The organism is Paenibacillus hodogayensis (assembly GCF_039536325.1).
Taxonomy (GTDB): domain Bacteria; phylum Bacillota; class Bacilli; order Paenibacillales; family NBRC-103111; genus Paenibacillus_AB; species Paenibacillus_AB hodogayensis.
Window position 1 is genome coordinate 312,888 of sequence record NZ_BAAAYO010000021.1, and the last position, 16,442, is coordinate 329,329.

General features: G+C 52.3%; 13 protein-coding genes. 9 read left to right on the forward strand and 4 right to left on the reverse strand.

The genetic code is table 11. The annotated features are described in order from the left end of the window. Window positions 1-18 precede the first annotated feature (18 nt). Both ABD796_RS34385 and ABD796_RS34390 read right to left on the reverse strand, forming a co-directional pair. Window positions 19-2,112 (reverse strand): hypothetical protein, encoded by a 2,094-nt coding sequence (locus ABD796_RS34385; RefSeq protein WP_344917092.1) that lies wholly within the window; start codon window positions 2,110-2,112, stop codon window positions 19-21. A 227-nt stretch (window positions 2,113-2,339) separates the two neighbouring features. Continuing rightward, window positions 2,340-3,077, reverse strand: coding sequence for a GntR family transcriptional regulator (locus tag ABD796_RS34390; protein ID WP_344917095.1), 738 nt, complete (start codon window positions 3,075-3,077; stop codon window positions 2,340-2,342). A 212-nt stretch (window positions 3,078-3,289) separates the two neighbouring features. On the opposite strand from ABD796_RS34390, the gene ABD796_RS34395 reads away from it, so the two are divergent. From ABD796_RS34395 to ABD796_RS34410, 4 genes are all read left to right on the forward strand, one after another. Further along, entirely contained in the window at window positions 3,290-4,246 is a 957-nt protein-coding gene (locus tag ABD796_RS34395) for a DMT family transporter (protein ID WP_344917098.1), read from the forward strand. Window positions 4,247-4,484: 238 nt separating this feature from the next. Beyond that, on the forward strand, window positions 4,485-5,378 hold the full coding sequence (locus ABD796_RS34400; RefSeq protein ID WP_344917100.1) for an AraC family transcriptional regulator: 894 nt from the start codon (window positions 4,485-4,487) through the stop codon (window positions 5,376-5,378). A gap of 32 nt (window positions 5,379-5,410) precedes the next feature. Next, entirely contained in the window at window positions 5,411-5,689 is a 279-nt protein-coding gene (locus ABD796_RS34405) for a GNAT family N-acetyltransferase (protein ID WP_344917102.1), read from the forward strand. A gap of 5 nt (window positions 5,690-5,694) precedes the next feature. Further along, the gene (locus ABD796_RS34410; protein WP_344917104.1) at window positions 5,695-8,523 is read left to right on the forward strand and encodes a GNAT family N-acetyltransferase; all 2,829 of its coding nucleotides are present in this window, start codon (window positions 5,695-5,697) and stop codon (window positions 8,521-8,523) included. A 158-nt stretch (window positions 8,524-8,681) separates the two neighbouring features. Here the strand turns inward: ABD796_RS34410 and ABD796_RS34415 are convergent, their stop codons facing one another. Further along, window positions 8,682-9,461, reverse strand: coding sequence for a helix-turn-helix transcriptional regulator (locus ABD796_RS34415; RefSeq protein WP_344917106.1), 780 nt, complete (start codon window positions 9,459-9,461; stop codon window positions 8,682-8,684). A 140-nt stretch (window positions 9,462-9,601) separates the two neighbouring features. Here ABD796_RS34415 and ABD796_RS34420 point away from each other — a divergent pair, with 140 nt between their 5' ends. Both ABD796_RS34420 and ABD796_RS34425 read left to right on the forward strand, forming a co-directional pair. Further along, window positions 9,602-10,663 carry an amidohydrolase family protein gene (locus tag ABD796_RS34420; protein ID WP_344917108.1) on the forward strand — a complete coding sequence of 354 codons (1,062 nt, stop codon included), beginning with the start codon at window positions 9,602-9,604 and terminating at the stop codon, window positions 10,661-10,663. A gap of 15 nt (window positions 10,664-10,678) precedes the next feature. Continuing rightward, entirely contained in the window at window positions 10,679-11,029 is a 351-nt protein-coding gene (locus ABD796_RS34425) for a Rieske (2Fe-2S) protein (RefSeq protein ID WP_344917110.1), read from the forward strand. Window positions 11,030-11,045: 16 nt separating this feature from the next. Here ABD796_RS34425 and ABD796_RS34430 read toward each other — a convergent pair whose 3' ends face one another. Next, window positions 11,046-11,852, reverse strand: coding sequence for a helix-turn-helix transcriptional regulator (locus ABD796_RS34430; RefSeq protein WP_344917113.1), 807 nt, complete (start codon window positions 11,850-11,852; stop codon window positions 11,046-11,048). Window positions 11,853-12,190: 338 nt separating this feature from the next. Between ABD796_RS34430 and ABD796_RS34435 the strand changes: the two genes are divergently transcribed. The 3 genes from ABD796_RS34435 (at window position 12,191) to ABD796_RS34445 (ending at window position 16,205) form a co-directional block, all read left to right on the forward strand. Further along, on the forward strand, window positions 12,191-13,663 hold the full coding sequence (locus ABD796_RS34435) for a glycoside hydrolase family 88 protein (protein WP_344917115.1): 1,473 nt from the start codon (window positions 12,191-12,193) through the stop codon (window positions 13,661-13,663). 29 nt (window positions 13,664-13,692) lie between these two features. Beyond that, window positions 13,693-15,024, forward strand: a complete 1,332-nt coding sequence (locus ABD796_RS34440; protein WP_344917117.1) for an ABC transporter substrate-binding protein — start codon at window positions 13,693-13,695, stop codon at window positions 15,022-15,024. Between the two features lie 407 nt (window positions 15,025-15,431). Further along, complete coding sequence (locus ABD796_RS34445; protein WP_344917119.1) at window positions 15,432-16,205, forward strand: SDR family NAD(P)-dependent oxidoreductase; 774 nt, start codon at window positions 15,432-15,434, stop codon at window positions 16,203-16,205. The last annotated feature ends 237 nt before the right edge of the window (window positions 16,206-16,442 follow it).

Genomic DNA, 16,442 nt, shown 5'->3' on the forward strand with positions numbered 1-16,442 from the left:
ACAGTTCCTAGCACGTTGTCAGGCGAGTTCCGGACCGGCCGTGATGCAGTCCAACAGGAGTCCTTCTTGTACGCTTTCGTCCTGAATGCCGATCAGGGTGCCGACATCGGCAGCGGGAATCGTGACCGATACGGTTTGCCAAGTTCCGGTGCCGACACCTTCTACCGTCCGGTTTTGATTCGTTCCGTTAAGTATGAATGTCAGGATGAGACGGTATGCGGCTCCGTTGTCCATTTTGATCCGCGCGTAATATGTTTGCGGGTAGGGCAGCATATTCAGCATTCTGCCTATGGCATTGCCGTTGTGATTACCGATTTTGCGCCGCAACACGACGGTTTGTTTGGACAGGCTGTCGGAGGCGTAATGCAGCCGGCCGTTAATATAGTTTAAATCGGCTGCAAACAGCGTATGGTAGCTGTTATGATGCGCCACGCTTTTGTTTTGCAGACTGCCGAAATGGATGTTGTTCACCAGCAAGTCCGATCCGTACCATTTGAAGAGCGGCCGGATCAGCAGCGTTTCCGTTTTGCAGCTGATGTTATTGATCGTGAGCGAGTTGCGCTGGTTGTAGCTGGTTTCCACAATTGCCGTGTCTTTCTTGGGCGTGCCGTCGAGCAAGATGTTGTTCACGACGACATTTTTGAAGATCGTGTTGGAGGCAAAAACAATGCCGACGATATGCTTGCTTCCGTTCGCCATAGTGTGCAGCTGATGATTGAAATGCTGTAAATTGATCGTATCGAATACGACGTTATCGGTAATGGAGCCCCTGAATATGCAGCGATACTGCCAATCCTGATCGGCTTCCTCGAATGTAGCCGCCCTGACGGTTCCCGTATCCTTGAAAAGGTTGTACGGTGAGCATTCCGCGTTAATGTTGCCGAAGTATGTATGCGTAAATCGCGAACTCCTGCTTTCGATATAATCCCCGTTGCAAACTTCAAACATCAGCTCGCCGAAGCTCAACGCCGAGAAATTGCTATCCGAGTAGTTGTAATGTTCTTCAAAGAGCAGGCAAGGTTTGCTGTAGTCCAGAATCCATCGGAAGTTCATCAGCGGGAAATACAGTTCCCAGCAGCTCTTCAAGGCAAGCCCTGTTCCGTCTATGAAAAGGAAGTTGATATTTCTGAAGACACCGAAGGCCACCCAATCCAAGAAAAGGACGGCCCGCTGCACGCTGTAGATTTCTCTAAAACTCCGCGCGTTGTCTGAAATGTCGCCGTTGAAGGACGTGAAGGTCAAATTGTCCAGCCCGATATCGGTCATATGGTACTTATCGTACGAGTTTTCGGCGGCGCCTTGGGCGAACGGGTCCGAAAAATCGGCCAGACCGCCCAACTTCCATACGTATTGCTGGTTGTTCTGCATCGGCGCAATTACCGTCTTGTTGGCTTTGGTCGCGACAAAGCCGTTGTAGCCGGTAATGTGGATGCCGTTTCTTCTGAAAATATGCGTATCCGAGAAGCACCAGATCCCTTGGGGAATCAGGAGCGTGATCGTCGGATCATTGGTGACGCTCTTACCCCAGCTGTTCAAAAAACGCATCATGTGGGGCTTGTTGTCGTACTTGACATTCTGATTGTCCTGCAGGGACTTGGCTCCGAACTGCCGGAAATTGACCTGGCCGTTCTCAATGACGAGTACCGCTTTCAAACCGTTGTTCAACTGGTGGCAAAGCCCCCCGTTATCGACAAGATTGCTGTCGTTTCGAATGACGTAAGTACCTTGGCCTCCGTCATTGCGATTGTAGTAGCCGAGCGTGACCACAACGTCATTTTCCTTCAGCGCCTCCAAAGCTTTCATCTCCGCAATGCTCGCGGCGTACGTGACTTTCTGCGCTAACCGGCGGACATTTTCATTGATAGCGCTTACGAAATTGGACTTGTCGGCCGTCTCCAAATCATGGAGATCGCCTAATGGATCGTTGGGATTGCCGGAGGCTTGGAGCGTCTGAACCAAGCCGCCCGAGACGACAGCCGCGCCCGCCAGGCCGATCGACGCGATCAGCGCCCGGCGGCTGAACGGTTTGCCGCTTGGCTCCTGTCTTGCCTCCGGCCTTGAATGCCGCCTATTTTCCGCGAGCTCGTTCGGCTTCACACCTTGTTTATCCATCTGTAAATTCCCTCCATATGGTTCAGATAAGCGGCGCTTTTGACGCCAGCTTTCCATGAATTATATAGAATGATGGAGTCGGCCAGCTATAAAGATATTGCTCTATCCTATCAGAAAATTGACTAGTACAAAGTCGGACCTCAAACGGTATCCGCTGACTTTGTATTAGTGCTCTCAGAAAATCAAATTGGACAGTTTGAAATGACGAGCAGCCCTCTCGCTTCCGATTAGGAAGTTGGGAGGGCGTTGTTTGCGTTCGATGAATCTCGCCAAAGCTCGTCCAGCCCCAAATATCCCGGGCGTGTCGTTTTCAGCTCCGCGACTGACTGAACGACATGCTCTTCGAGCCGTTTAGAGGCTTGATCGATATTTCCGGCACGCAGAGCGGCTAAAATCGCTCTATGCTGTTGAGCGCCTGCCGGTATCGGGTCCGTAGTTGCGTGATATTGCCTGTCATAAAAAAGATCGTACAGCATGACATATATATTCGTTTTCTCTAATAACTGATCGGTCATACCGACCAGGAAACGATTGCCGCTCCTACTGACAAGCAGTTGATGAAACAGCTTGTTTGCTGCGAGATAAGCGAGCATATCGCCGCGCTCCAACGCGGCAACTTCGTCCTGGCAGGCGTGTTCCATCCGTTGAAAGTCCGCCTCGGTGAATTGGCCGGCTCCCAGTTCGAGCCCCATCAGCTCAAGCCTGGCGCGCATCTGGTACGCCTCCTGAATTTCCTCTTGCGAAGGCTGAATGACGAAGGCGCCACGATTCGGAACGAGGTCGATCAGCCCCTCCTGCGCCAATCTGCGCAGCGCTGCCCGGATAGGCGTCCTGCTTACCTGCAGCCGTTCCGAAATCGTCGTTTCCAACAGTTGTGTCCCGGGACGGAGCTTGCGCTTCAAAATCGCTTGCTTTAAATCTTCATAGATAACCTGCTCCATAGACGATTTTACCGATTGTGTCATAATGACCCCCTTTGCTTGGAGACATGGCTTCATTATACACCTTTGCTTCCGGCATGATCCACTCTTCCGTTGACGAGAACGGTATCTTCATTTAAGATATTGTAGAACAATATTGTTCTACAATATTCAATGCGGAAGAGGGGCTTCGTGGATGTTACAAGCAAGCGGCTGTACGGAAAGATGCTTAGGTGAACGTAGCGAGGAGCGTACATATGCAGGCTGAGAAGTGGGTCGTTTACGCCCTTTTGGTTCTGAAGGCTTTCATTTATGGATTATCTGTTCTATGGATTGGTAAACTGCTGCAAAGCATCGGGGTCATGGATGTATTAGCCCTGCGTTTTCTTTTAAGCGCGCTGGGCATTCTTGTGTTGGTCCGGCTTGGTGTAATCAAGCTGCGTTTTCAACGGAAGTCCATGAAACTTTTGCTGCTTGTATCCATCTTCGAGCCGATCGGCTATTTTTTGTTCGAAACATTGGGGATTCAGCGAACCTCTACGGTAACGGCCGGCATTATTTTAGCCTTAATGCCGCTATCGGCCCTCGTAACGGAAAGTCTCATTTTGCGGGAGAGAACGACCTTGCTGCAAAAGCTGTTTTTATGCCTCGGGATTGTGGGTGCCGTCGTTATCGTTCTGCTGAATTCAACACAAGGAGGAAGCAGCGAATGGATGGGAATCTTGTTCCTGCTGTTGGCGGTAATCAGCGGAAGTCTGTTTCTCGCCTTTTCGCGCAAGGCTTCGGCTTCCTTTAGCTCCATGGAAATTACGGCATTTATGAGCTTTGCCTCGGCCATAGTCTTTAATGCCATTAATTTGTTTAAGCACGCGATTCAAGGGGACTTGCACCGGTATTTCGTTCCTCTAGGGGATTTTGGCATTTTGAGCGGCCTCCTGTTCCTTGCCTGGATCTGTTCGCTTGCCGCTACGGCCATCAACAATTATGCTTGCTCCAAAATACAAATCTCTTCCGTTTCGGCGCTGGGCGGGCTTACGATGGTCGTTACGGTGCTTGCAGGCGTTATGGTCAATCAAGACCGCTTTACCTTGGCGCACTTGATCGGCACTGTTTTGATTCTGGCCGGCAGCGTGGGGGTCAATGTTTTTGGCGGAAACTTCAGCCGGAAGCAGGGGAGCGGGATGCAAACGGGTATGGAGCATCACGGGAACTAAGCCAATGCGGTCTGCAAGACGAACTGCACACTCTGACGAACCAATCCGCTTACATTCGACTTGCATCAGGATGAACGAAAGCTCCAGGGAAACCGTCCTGGAGCTTTTGCCCTTACCCGCAGGACTGATTCGAGGGAGGCTTGTTCAGATGCGGAATGCGGGGAGCAACAAAATCGGGCACAAACTGTTTCGCTTGCGGGTATGCGGCTGTTTTATACTATAGGGAGGGGGGAAGCAGATGGATTGGCTGACCAAGATGAACCGGGCCATGGATTATATCGAAACGCATTTATCCGGACGAATTGAACTGGAGCAGGTAGCTCAGCAAGCTTGCTGCTCTTCCTACCACTTTCAGCGCATGTTTTCTTTTATTACGAATGTGACGCTGGCCGAATATATCCGGCGCAGACGGCTTACGCTCGCAGCCCTGGAGCTGCTTACTAATGGGAATGCGAAAGTGATCGAGGTGGCGATGAAATACGGCTACGAGTCGCCGGTTTCCTTCGCCAGAGCATTCCAGCAGGCGCATGGCGTAACACCAGCCATGGCACGCCAACAAGGCGTTTCGCTCAAAGCTTATCCGCGGCTTTCCTTCCTCATCTCGATTAAAGGAGAAGAGGCGATGGATTACCGAATGGAGACGAAGGAGGCTTTTGACGTATTCGGGATTGAACGGGTGTTTGATTGGAGCGACGAGACATCTACACCTTCCATGCTATGGCAGGAAAGCGAAGCAAACGGCGAGGTGCAGCGGCTGAGCGAGAATGCGGGACCATTGCCCCCCTTCGTCAATCCCGTCATGGACAACGTACATGGCATTTACAGCTACCGGGAGACGGGAGAGAACACATTCCCATATATGATCGGCGCTTTCAAAGGCGCCGGCAGCACCGCCACAGAGGATTATATAACGGTTACGATTCCTGCCCATACATGGGCGATATTTCCCTCGAAGCCATTCGAGTGGAGCAGCTTTGACGAAACGATCGATACGCTTTATAAGCGTGTATTCTCAGAGTGGTTCCCGACATCAGGCTATGAGCCGGAAGGTACGCAGCTGGAAGTGTTCGGCGATGAAGGCGCGCTTGGTTATTTGGAATTATGGTTTGCGGTTAGAAAGATAATAAAATGAAAGCGAACAAAAACGGATGAGGTGCAAGCAGCATGAATTCCCTTACAATCGTTCCCTACCGTCCCGAGCTCGCGGCCGCAGTCGCTGATATGTGGAACGCCAGCCGCGATGGATGGGGGGGCGGAAGCTCGATGAAGACGGCGGAACAAATCCGTCAGGAAGAAACGAGGTCGGATGCGCTCGTCGTGTACTTGGCGATGGAGGGCGAAACGGTGGCCGGCTATTGCAGTCTGGGAGAATATAAGGAGGAGGCAGGCGCCCTTTACATTCCGCTGCTCAATGTCCGCCCGGAATACCAAGGAAAAAAGTAGGACGGATGCTGCTTGCGCGAGCGCTTGAGCAAACGATGCAGCTCGGCTGGCCGCGTCTTGATTTATATACATGGGGAGGCAACACCAAGGCGGTTCCGCTGTATAAAAAGTTCGGCTTCTTCTGGGAAGATCGGGACGATAGTACGCATTTGCTGAACCTGATCCCGACTGTGCTTTCCACGGAGGCCATCTCCCCTTACTTTGAAGAAATAGATTGGTATCGCGACTCTACTCGCCAAATTGCGGTGGAGCCGGACGGGCGAAAAGAAAACGGCTTTGACTACTTCACCTACTCTTGGGTAAAAGGAGAAACGAGTCTGCGCGTCGAGTTTGAGCGCCAAGGTCGCGGCCTGCGCTTGATCGAGACGGATGACTATCTGCTGTCTGCCGAGGCAGAAAAGCCGGAGCTGGTGTTTGGCCGTGACTATCGGATTCACTACCGGATCATCAATAAATCCGGCAAGCCGCTGCACGTATCGCTTCAGGGAGAATCATCCGATACGATCCGCTTCCATTATGACCGGGAGCTGGAGGTGACGGGGGAAACGACACTGACTGCCAGCTTTTATGTAGATGAAATCACGGAGAAGCAAAGCGTTTGGCGCACGCATTCCTGCGTCTGCACATGCATCCTGATCAACGGCAAAAAAGCATACTTTCGGATCGGGATTGTTCCCCAATTCCCTGCAGCTCTTACCATGCATGTACCGGGCTTCACTTATCCGGGACAGAAAGTCCGGTTTTATTTGGATGTAGAAAACAGCTTTGATGAAGAAGCGGAGTTTTCATTCGAGCTCCCCTCTCGGGCGTTTCTGAATCTCGATGAACGGCAGTGTACTATACAGTTAAAGGGCAAGGGGCGCACTTCGCTGGTATTGACCGCGGATTTGCATGAACACGGCTTTTATGAAGCGAATGTACAGGTGAAAGCAACCCTTGCAGATGGCAGCTCGGTCTCCTTTGCCAAAAAGATTGGGGCCGCATTTACCGGACTGGGCGCGATGCTGGGCGGGGAAACAGAGCTAGCCTGGCACATTCACCACGGCAGCCATACGCTCCGTTTCAACAAGGACAACAATGAAGTGACCATCGTCAGCGGTACGGGTTCACGGCCAACCCTGCTCTCTTATCCGAAAATCGGCAAGCCGTATTCCAGCGAGTTCTCGAAAAAACGTGCCGAACACGTAGACGTTTTCTTCGAAAAGGGAGCGATCGGTATTCGCGTCACGTATTGCTCCGGAGCCTATCCCCAGCTTTCCCTGACCGGAAAGACACGCCTCTTCGGAGACGGCACTGTAGTGCATGAGCTGGAGCTGATAAACCTTTCTGATGAAAAGATTGCGTCAGAGCTATGGCTAGGACAAGGCTTCGCCCATTCTCTTTCCCGCCCCATTTTACCGTATTTAGGGCGTTACGTCGAAGTACCTTCCTCCTACGGTAGCGATGCAGCCTATTGGGATGGAGAGCTGCTCAGTGAAAACTGGGTGTTTGCAAGAGAGGAAGCAAGTCCATGGGCAATGTGCTGGCCGGAGGAGTACCACAGCGATTTTCAAGAATACTTCGGCAGTTTTCACGGCTTGCAGGTGGCTCTGGACACCCGTATTGCGGAATTGGAGCCGCAGGGCAAAGCCATGCTCGGTCCAATCTACGTGATGCACGGAAGCTTTACGGACTGGAAGGAGTTCCGCGCCTTTGCACGAAAAGAAGCAATGCCGGCGGACTTGTCTCTGACTCCTCATCTGGAGCTGATTGCAAACAAGCACAACCCATTCCTTGATCGTGGAGAAGTAGAGGTACAGGTACAAGAGTACAAGCTGCAGCATTTGGAGGGGGAGCTGACTGCTTCATTGGAAAGTGATCCTGCTTCCAGGCAAACGCGCAGCTATACGGAGGAAGAGGAGGCGACCGAAACAAGCTTCTCTTTCGCCGCTTCGGGGACAACGTACGAGCTGGTGCAGGTAGACGGGCATTTCGCCACCCATGCAGCGAGGCTGCGCAGCGCCGTTTTCCCTATCGGAAGCGGCACGGTCACGCAAGAACACGTGGAGGAAAAAGGACAGCGCGTCTTTATCGCCGACAACGGCCTAGTACGCATCAAGGCAGCGCCTGATTTTCATCCCACGCTTTACTCTCTTGCAAGCAGCGGTCAGGAGTGGCTGGCCAGCTCCTTTCCGGAAAGGCGGCCCAAATCATGGTGGAATCCGTGGACCGGCGGAATCAGCAGTTCTATTGAGGAATTGAGAGGATTTTCTCTGGTCAAGGAAGCATGTACAGCGTCATTCGTCGAATTGAAAGACAATCGGCAAAACAGGTGGCAGGGCATCAAGCTGAGCTACACGGTGAACAAGCAGGACAAGCTTCGCGGTCTGACATGTCATCAGTATTACTTGCTTCTGCCTGGGGTGCCGCTGCTTTGTCATACCGTTGAGATCGAGCAGCACACCGGAACCTATTTCGCCGGCAAGAGATGGTCGACTGACATCTTTTTGCAAACGGAAGACACAAGTGATGCCGTTTGGCTGAAAACGATCGGGTCTAACGGCGAGCCATTGAGCTACAAGCTGGCGCAAGGGGAGCTGTCCGTGACCGAAGCCTCCGACTATTTGGTCGGGTCTGCTTCTCGCAAGGATCAGCTGCAAATCGTTACCGATCTGGATACGGCGGAGCCTCAAGTTTACTCCAACAAGGAAGTGGCTGTCGCTTCATTCGTTCGGGAGCTGAACCTGCCCCATACTGGCACGGCCTTTACTGCGCCCCTCTTTTTCCTGTTCGCGGACAAGCCGATTCCTTCCGACTCCTTGTCCGCCTTGCGCGCAATCCGTTTCGAGCATTGATGCCGAGCGCATGGATCCCGCATCGGGAAGGAGACGGTTAGCGGCATAGAAGCCGTTCGTTGTTTGCTCTTCGCGGCGCTCATGATGGAGAACATGAAAGGACTTTAACTTCCACTGTAAAGTGGAAATTGAAGTCCTTTTTTTCGAGAAGAACGGTTCTAGGTAAGAGGGGTTTGCATTTTCAACGTATGGGAAGGGGGATGGCCGACTATTTTTTTGTACATATAGTTGAAGTACGTCTGGTCGCAATAGCCGAGCGATTCGGCAATTTCCCCGATCGTCATCGTACCGGTCAGCAGCAGATCGCGGGCGGCGGAGATCCGGACTTCGTGCATGTATTCGATCGGCGCTCGTCCGGTCACCTCCTTGAACATGGCGGAGACGTGCGCGGGCGACCGGCTGACGACTTGCGCCATGTCGCTTAGGCGAAGCGGCTCGCGGTAATGCTGCACGATATATTGCTGGATGCGCAGGGCCAAGCTTCGCCGGGAGGAGGAGTGGCTGTCGCCGGACCGTTCGCGTTGGACGAGGCCGAGCATTTCCAGTAGAATCCCGCGAGCGATCAAGGCGTAGCCCGGCATTTTGCCGATCCAGTGTTCGTTCAGCAAGGAAAAGCGCTGTTTCAAATAATCGTAGCCCAAAGGACAAATATGCACAAACGGCTCTCCCCGCAAAGGAAGCTCGGCGACCGATAGATCCCTAAAATGTGCGGAGTACAGCTTCAGCGGTTCCGCCGCTTGGTCGGATTGCGCCGAACGCAGCGTGCCTGTCGGGAAAAACAATACGTCCCCCTTGCGAATGTAAACGGTTTCCTCGCCGATCAGATAGGTGGCGGCCCCTTTCGTAACGAGAATGAATATATCGTGCCTGACGATTTTCCGCGGCACCCGCCAGTTGCCGTTGACGGCTTGCTGAAAGGCGATATTGTCGATTTCCATAGCCGCCGCAGCTCCTTCTTATTTGGAATGAACCGTAAAATCACTAAAAAAACAATATGATTACCAATCGTAAACGAGATGCGGCCTCGTTACAATAGGGATAAGAAAGAAAGCCGACAACGAGAGGGGTAAAGCCTATTATGAGCAATCGGGAAATGAACGTCATCGACGTCGACATCCATAATTCGTTGAAATGCGACCAGGACCTGGTCCCCTATTTGCCGGAGCCGTGGAAATCGCGGGTGGAGAGAGCGGGGCTGGGGCTGCCCGGGCACGGCTACCAAAGTCCGATCGGGGTCGTTCGCAAAGATTGCAAGCCGCCTTCGGGTGGGCCGTCGGCTTCCGATCCGCAGTTTCTGATCAAGGATCTGCTCGATCCGTTCCATATCGAGTACGGCATTTTGACCGGAAACTTGATGGGCGTCTCGACGATGCACGATCCGGACCATGCGGCGGTCATCGCCTCGGCTTACAACGATCATCTGGTGGAAAACTGGCTGGAGAAATATTCTCGCTTCCGCGGCTCGATCCTGATCTCCGCTTACGACCCTTTTCTGGCGGCCAAAGAAATCGACCGTATGGCCGATCATCCGCGCATGGTGGGGGTCATCATGGGGAGCGGCCAACGCGCGCCGCTAGGCCAGCGCCAATTCCATCCGATCTACGAAGCCGCGGAGCGCCATGGCCTTCCGGTGGCGATTCATCCGGGTACGGAAGGAGCCGGGGGATCGAATCCGCCGACGCCGTCCGGTTATCCGACACGCTATTTGGAGTGGCACACCGGGTTGTCGCAAAACTATATGGCGCATTTGACCAGTCTCGTCTGCGAAGGCGTGTTCGAGAAATTTCCAAATTTGAAGTTTGTCCTGCTTGAGGGCGGTGTCGCCTGGTTGCCTCATCTGATGTGGAGGCTCGACAAAAACTATAAAGGGCTGCGCTCCTCGGTGCCGTGGCTGAAACGGTTGCCGAGCGAATATATCCGCGATCATTGCTTCTTCTCGACCCAACCGATCGAGGAGCCGCAAGATCCGAAGCATCTGCTCTCCATCTTCGACATGATCGACGCCGAGAACATCCTTATGTTCTCAAGCGACTACCCGCATTGGGACAATGACGTGCCCACAGAAATATTGAAGAGGCTGAGCCCGGAGGCAAAACGTAAAATTTACTACGAGAACGCGAAGACATTATACAACTTGTAGAGCGAGGGGAGTTTGATGACCGTTCATTACGTAGCCGAAGCCGACGATATCGCCGAAGGCAAACGAATTATCGTGGAAGTAGAGGGAAGATCGATCGGGGTTTACCGCGTAAAGGGCGAGCTGTACGCGTTGCACAACAGATGCCCGCACGAAGGGGCACAGCTGTGCAAAGGGCGCATATGCGGCACGACGCTGCCGTCCCCGGTATACGAATACGAGTACGGCCGGCACGGCGAGCTTGTCCGTTGCCCTTGGCACGGCTGGGAGTTCGAGATTAAAACCGGCAAATCCGTGTTCAGCGATAAAGTGCGGACACGCTCCTACAAAGTGCGGGTCGATGCAGGCAAAGTCGGCATTGTCCTATAGATCCGTTTAGGACGAATTAGACGTTTCGGCTCTCGGCTTCCGCTTCTTTGCGCTCCTTGCGCAGCAGCGAAGGCGGATGGCCGGTCATTTTACGGAATACCCGATTGAAGTAGGTCGGGTCGCAGAAGCCCAAGTAATTCGAAATTTCGTGGATCGTCATATCCGACTGGAGAAGCATGTCGCGGGCAACGGAAATCCGCGCTTGGTGAATATAGCCGAGCGGAGTTTGATTGAACACTTCCTTGAAGATGCGAATCACATAATTCGGTGACAGTTGGACAAGCTCGCACAGCTGCTCGAGACGGATGTCCTCTTTAAAGTGTTGGAGAATGTATTTCTCGATTTGACGGGCAATTTTTAATTTGTAAGAAGAAATGTCTTTTCGGCCCAACTCCTGAAGCATGGAGCCGAATATTTCCGAAATGAGCCCATGGCAGACAAATTCGTGGTAGTCGCTTTTGTCCATCCAAGCCCGGTGGAGTGCGTGGAAGCGCTGACGGAAATATTCGGCTCTGTTCGTTTTGAACAGCTCGTACCCTTTCTCGCACCCGTGTGGGGCGGACAGCAGCTTGGAAGGTTCGTCGAGCTGGAAGTGGGTGACGTATTTCTGATGCGGAGGATGCGGCCCGTTCGTGCCGGATCGATAAGGCCCCGGGCGAACGAACAGCATGTCCCCTTTGGTCAATTCGGTTTCGTGGTCGTCCAATTGGAACTGAAACGTTCCCTGTACGACAAAAATGATAACATGCCTCATCGATTTGATTTTGGATCTTCGCCAATTGGGGATTTGGTCGTCAAATATTACATTTTCCAATCGAAGCATTCACAGTCCTCCAGGTCGGCCGCTTGATATTGCCCTCTATCGATGATCTTACAGTCGTTTGCCAAAAAATACAATCACCTTTACATAGTTTTAATAGTGATATCATTAAGATTTTGTGAGAACCTTTATGGTCTTCATCTCGGAAATGTCTAAAATGAAAAGTAAGTCGGGTGGAGGAAATGCCTTGTTTCATCGCGCATTTCCCCCGTGGTTTGGTTTGTTAAACAGAGGGGGAATGCTTTTTGTAGTATTTCGAGAAAAAGTCCATAGAGAAGGACATTTACAAATTGTTAAGCTTTTTACTCATTCATGATTAGCAGTGAACTGGAGGCTATACGGTGTTAAAAAACGATACGGTTGCGTATTATCCGGCGAAGCTCTCCAACACCCATGCGGCAGGGGCGCTTCCCGAGGGCAGAAGGACTCCTCGCGGGTGGAATGCCGTTCGAGTCGACAAAGATGACGGCCTTGTGCTGGATTGGAAGAAGAACGCCCCATTCATGGATTGGCAGAGTGCAGGCGAGGGCAGGCTACGGATTTCGGCAGCGCTCGATTACCGGGAGGCAGGACAGGTAGAGGTGTTTCTGGGGAGGTCGGGTGAGAGGATCGGCAGCTTCGATATTCGTTATGCGTACACGTTCCAGCCGTTCGAGCTCGTTCTTGACGGGGAACGGACAGCGGCGGTTGTTCGCGAAGGCGTGGTGCTGCGGACGAACGGCGAAGGGCGGCCGTTGTGGATATTCGATGAGCTGCAAGGCGACGAGGCGCGCCAGTTATTCGCTCCCCATCTGCTCATCGGAAGGAGCGAGCGGCGGATGGAGCTGTTTTTGCACAGTATCGCCTCGCTGTCCTCGCTGCAGCCCTTCGGCTGGCTTGAAGGCTGTGTGCTGGACGGGCTGTACGCTCTGCGCCAGACGGTTGGAGGGGAACGAATCGATCTGGCGATCGCGAAGCATCTTGAGCAATATTTCAGCGAGGACGGAAGGCTTCTGTATGAAGACCTGCATGGAAAGGTGGCGGACGACAAGCTGACGACCATTGAAGCGACACTGCCGCTCGCGGTCATCGCCAAGCTGCGGGTCGACCATCCTTTCGTAATGCGGGCGATCTCGTTCTGGGAATCGCGATCGGTGGCGGGCGGCGGAGCGATCGTGGACGGCGACACGGTCACGGCGGAAGGCGCGTATACGGTTGCCTATCCGCTGGCCGTCATCGCTTCGCGGCTGAAGCGGGAGGACTTGGCCGAACAGGCGATAAGCGAAATATTGCTTCGCCGGGACGCTCTGACTAGTGGCGAACATTTGTTCTTGAGATACAACCGGAAGATGGGAGCGCATGTGTTCCGCAACTGGTCCAGGGCTTATGCCTGGTACATGCTCGGCATGACGAAGGCATGGCACGAATTGAAGCATGCGGCATTCGGGCACTTGCCGGCGCTCGGCGAAGTGGAGCGGGAAATACGGCGAATCGCCGATGTCGCCTTGCGTTGGGTGCGGCCGGAAGGGCTGTGGACGGCATTTCTGGATGAGCCGGGTACTGGTGCCGAAACTTCCGGATCGGCGGGAATCGCCGCAGCCCTCGCCTTGGGAGCGGGGTACGGCCTGCTGGATCGCCACCATGAAGACGCGGCGGCGAGAACGTTCGCGGCGCTTCAACCGTATTTGACGCCGGACGGCATTTTATCGGGCGTCACCCAGCACAATGCCGGCGGGATCGAGCTGCAACGTTGCGGTTACCGCGTATTGTCGCAGATGGGTATGGGGCTGATGGCCCAATTGTATGCGGCCCTGCACGAATTTAAACGAGCATGAGGCTGGAAATAGGAGAGGAGAGCAGCTGCATGATGAAGCTCAGGGGGAAAAGCGTAAGGTTGACGATAACGGTGCTTGCTTCGGTATCGGTATTGTTCGGATGCGGGACGCGGCAAGACAATCCGGAAACGAACAAGCCGGCGGCGAATCCGATGAAGTACGACGAGGCGTTCTCGATTACCTTTTTTAATGCGACCGGCAGCAATGAAGCATATTTCCGTGAAAATACGGAGCCTTTCATGAAAAAAGTATTTCCGAACGTGACGATCAACTACATTCAAACTGCCAAAGGGTCGACGATTCAGGAATTGATAACGGCTGGGAATATACCGGACATCATGTTGATCAATAGCTCCCAGGTCATTTCCTATAACAATTTGGGACTACTGGAAGACTTGACTCCGCTTGCAAAAACAAACAACGTCGATCTTTCCAGATTCGACGACCATATGATGGAGACGATCAAAAAATTTACCCCGAAGGGCGAGCTTTATGTTCTTCCATGGAGCCATCTGCCGATGGCGCTTTATTACAACAAAAGCATATTCGACAAATTCGGCGTCGCTTATCCGAAAGAGGGAATGACCTGGGACGACGTTGCCGCCTTGACCCGGAAGCTAAGCAGAATGGATGGAGGCGTTGCTTACCGCGGCTTCGATATGAATCGCAGCACCTTTCTCCGGTTAAATCCGTTGTCGCTGTCCTACGTCGATCCGAAGATGGAAAAGGCGATTGCGAATACGGACGGATGGAGGGAGTTCATCACCACATTTTCCGATCTGTATAAAATTCCCGGAAATGAGCTTCCGGCCAAAAGCGTCACCTCCGACCAGGCCTTCTTTAAAGATAAGACGCTGGCCATGAACGTAACGTACGGCAACTTCCCGACTCCGGAAAACGCCGAGATGATCGAAGCGTGGCAATCGATCGATCTCGTATCGCTTCCTATGTTTAAAACGGCGCCGGATACGGGTACTCAATATTCGGGGGCTTCGCTCGCCGTCTCGAAGACAAGCAAAGTGAAGGATAAAGCGATGCTGCTCATAGCCGCCGCCACGTCCGACGAAGCGCAAAAGCACGGAGCCGCGATCGGCAGGTACCCGACTGTGAAAAACAAGGACGTGCTCGACCAGTTCGGCCAAGGCACCCCGCAGCTTTCCTCCAAAAATTTAAAGGCGCTGCAACGGTTGAAAGTAGCGGCCACTACGTTCTCGAGCGAGTACGATGCGGCGACTTTGCCTATTATTACGTCCACGTTCGACGACATTTTGAAAGGGACGGTTGATATGGCGACAGGGCTGCGGGAAGCCGATGAAAAAATGAATGCCAAAATAGCGGAAGAGAAGGCAAAAGCAAAATAAGAAGATTTATTAAGAGACGGCAGATGTAGTGCCGCACCGAACGAATCGACGTTTTTAGAAGTGAAGCTCCATGCCGAGAAAGGCACAACGTGAAAAAAGATAAAGGATGCGTCCCGATGATAGGGACGCATCCTTTATCTTTAGCTATGGTTGCTTACCGTGGTCGGAATATGCCCTTTGGAGCTTCCGATCCCGGCCAGCTTGATTGACAGGCCGCGCAATACGCCGAATGCTCGTTGACCGCCGTCTTTCACCCCCTCTATGCGTTGACGCTTGGAGGGGGTTTTGCTGTCAATCGGCTTGCTGTTGGGAGGGCCTCGTCCCTATGAAATTTGACACGGAGGAACGACATGTGCGACTATTTATGAGTAGGTACTAATATCTGATAATAAAAGGAGGTTCCAAGCTTGAAACACTTTATCATCACCGGTACTTCAAGAGGCATCGGAAAGGCCATAGTCGAACAATTAGCATCTCCGCATCATTTTATCCACTGTATTTCCAGGGAAAGAAACACGGAATTAAAAAACAACAGTAGCAACATCATGCACTATCCGTTTGATTTGAATGAGACCGAGCGGATTGAAGTGGTAATGGACCGCATTTTTAGTTCGATCGGTACATCTAACGTTGAGGGCGTATATTTAATAAACAATGCCTCCATGATTGCACCCGTGGCTTTTATCGATACTGTAGCTATTAACGACATAACAGGCAACCTTACTGTTAATTTACTCGCGCCGATTATTATGACGTCACTATTTATTAAACATACCAATAAGCTGGCAACTGAAAAACGAATAATCAACATCTCTTCTTCTTCTGCGAAACATCATCATCCTGGTATGAGTTTGTATTCAGCGGCTAAAGCGGGTCTTGACGTTTTTTCTCAGTGTGTAGGACTTGAACAAAGCAGCTCGTCCGCTCCTGTTAAAATTGTTTCGATTTGGCCGGGTATGGTCGATACCGCTCTGCAAAGAGAGGCGCGAAGCAAGGACGCAACGGTATTTCCATCTGCAGAGCTGTTTGGAATGTTAAAAGATGGAGGGGTGCTTTCAACACCGGAGGAAACAGCAGTACAAATCATTGATTTTTTGTTTAAAGAAGACTTGGAACATGGGTCCATCGTAGACATTTTTGACTATTCAAGGTTGAACAACTTGGCCTCACCTTCAAGTTGAGGGCTTATCCGTTCATAAATGACCCCGCCGGTGACAGGAATAATCTGCCCGGCGGCATCCCTGCGACCATCCCCGGGCTTATCCTTCTTGAGGGATCGGACATAGCTTCGTTCTTCTTGTATTATTATATATAACAAATATACAATTGAATTAGATGAATCGGGGAAACAGCGCAGATGTTGATCGATTTTTCGGGAGCGCAGGCAGTGCGAATAGTTTTTGCGTGTTCTGAGCAGC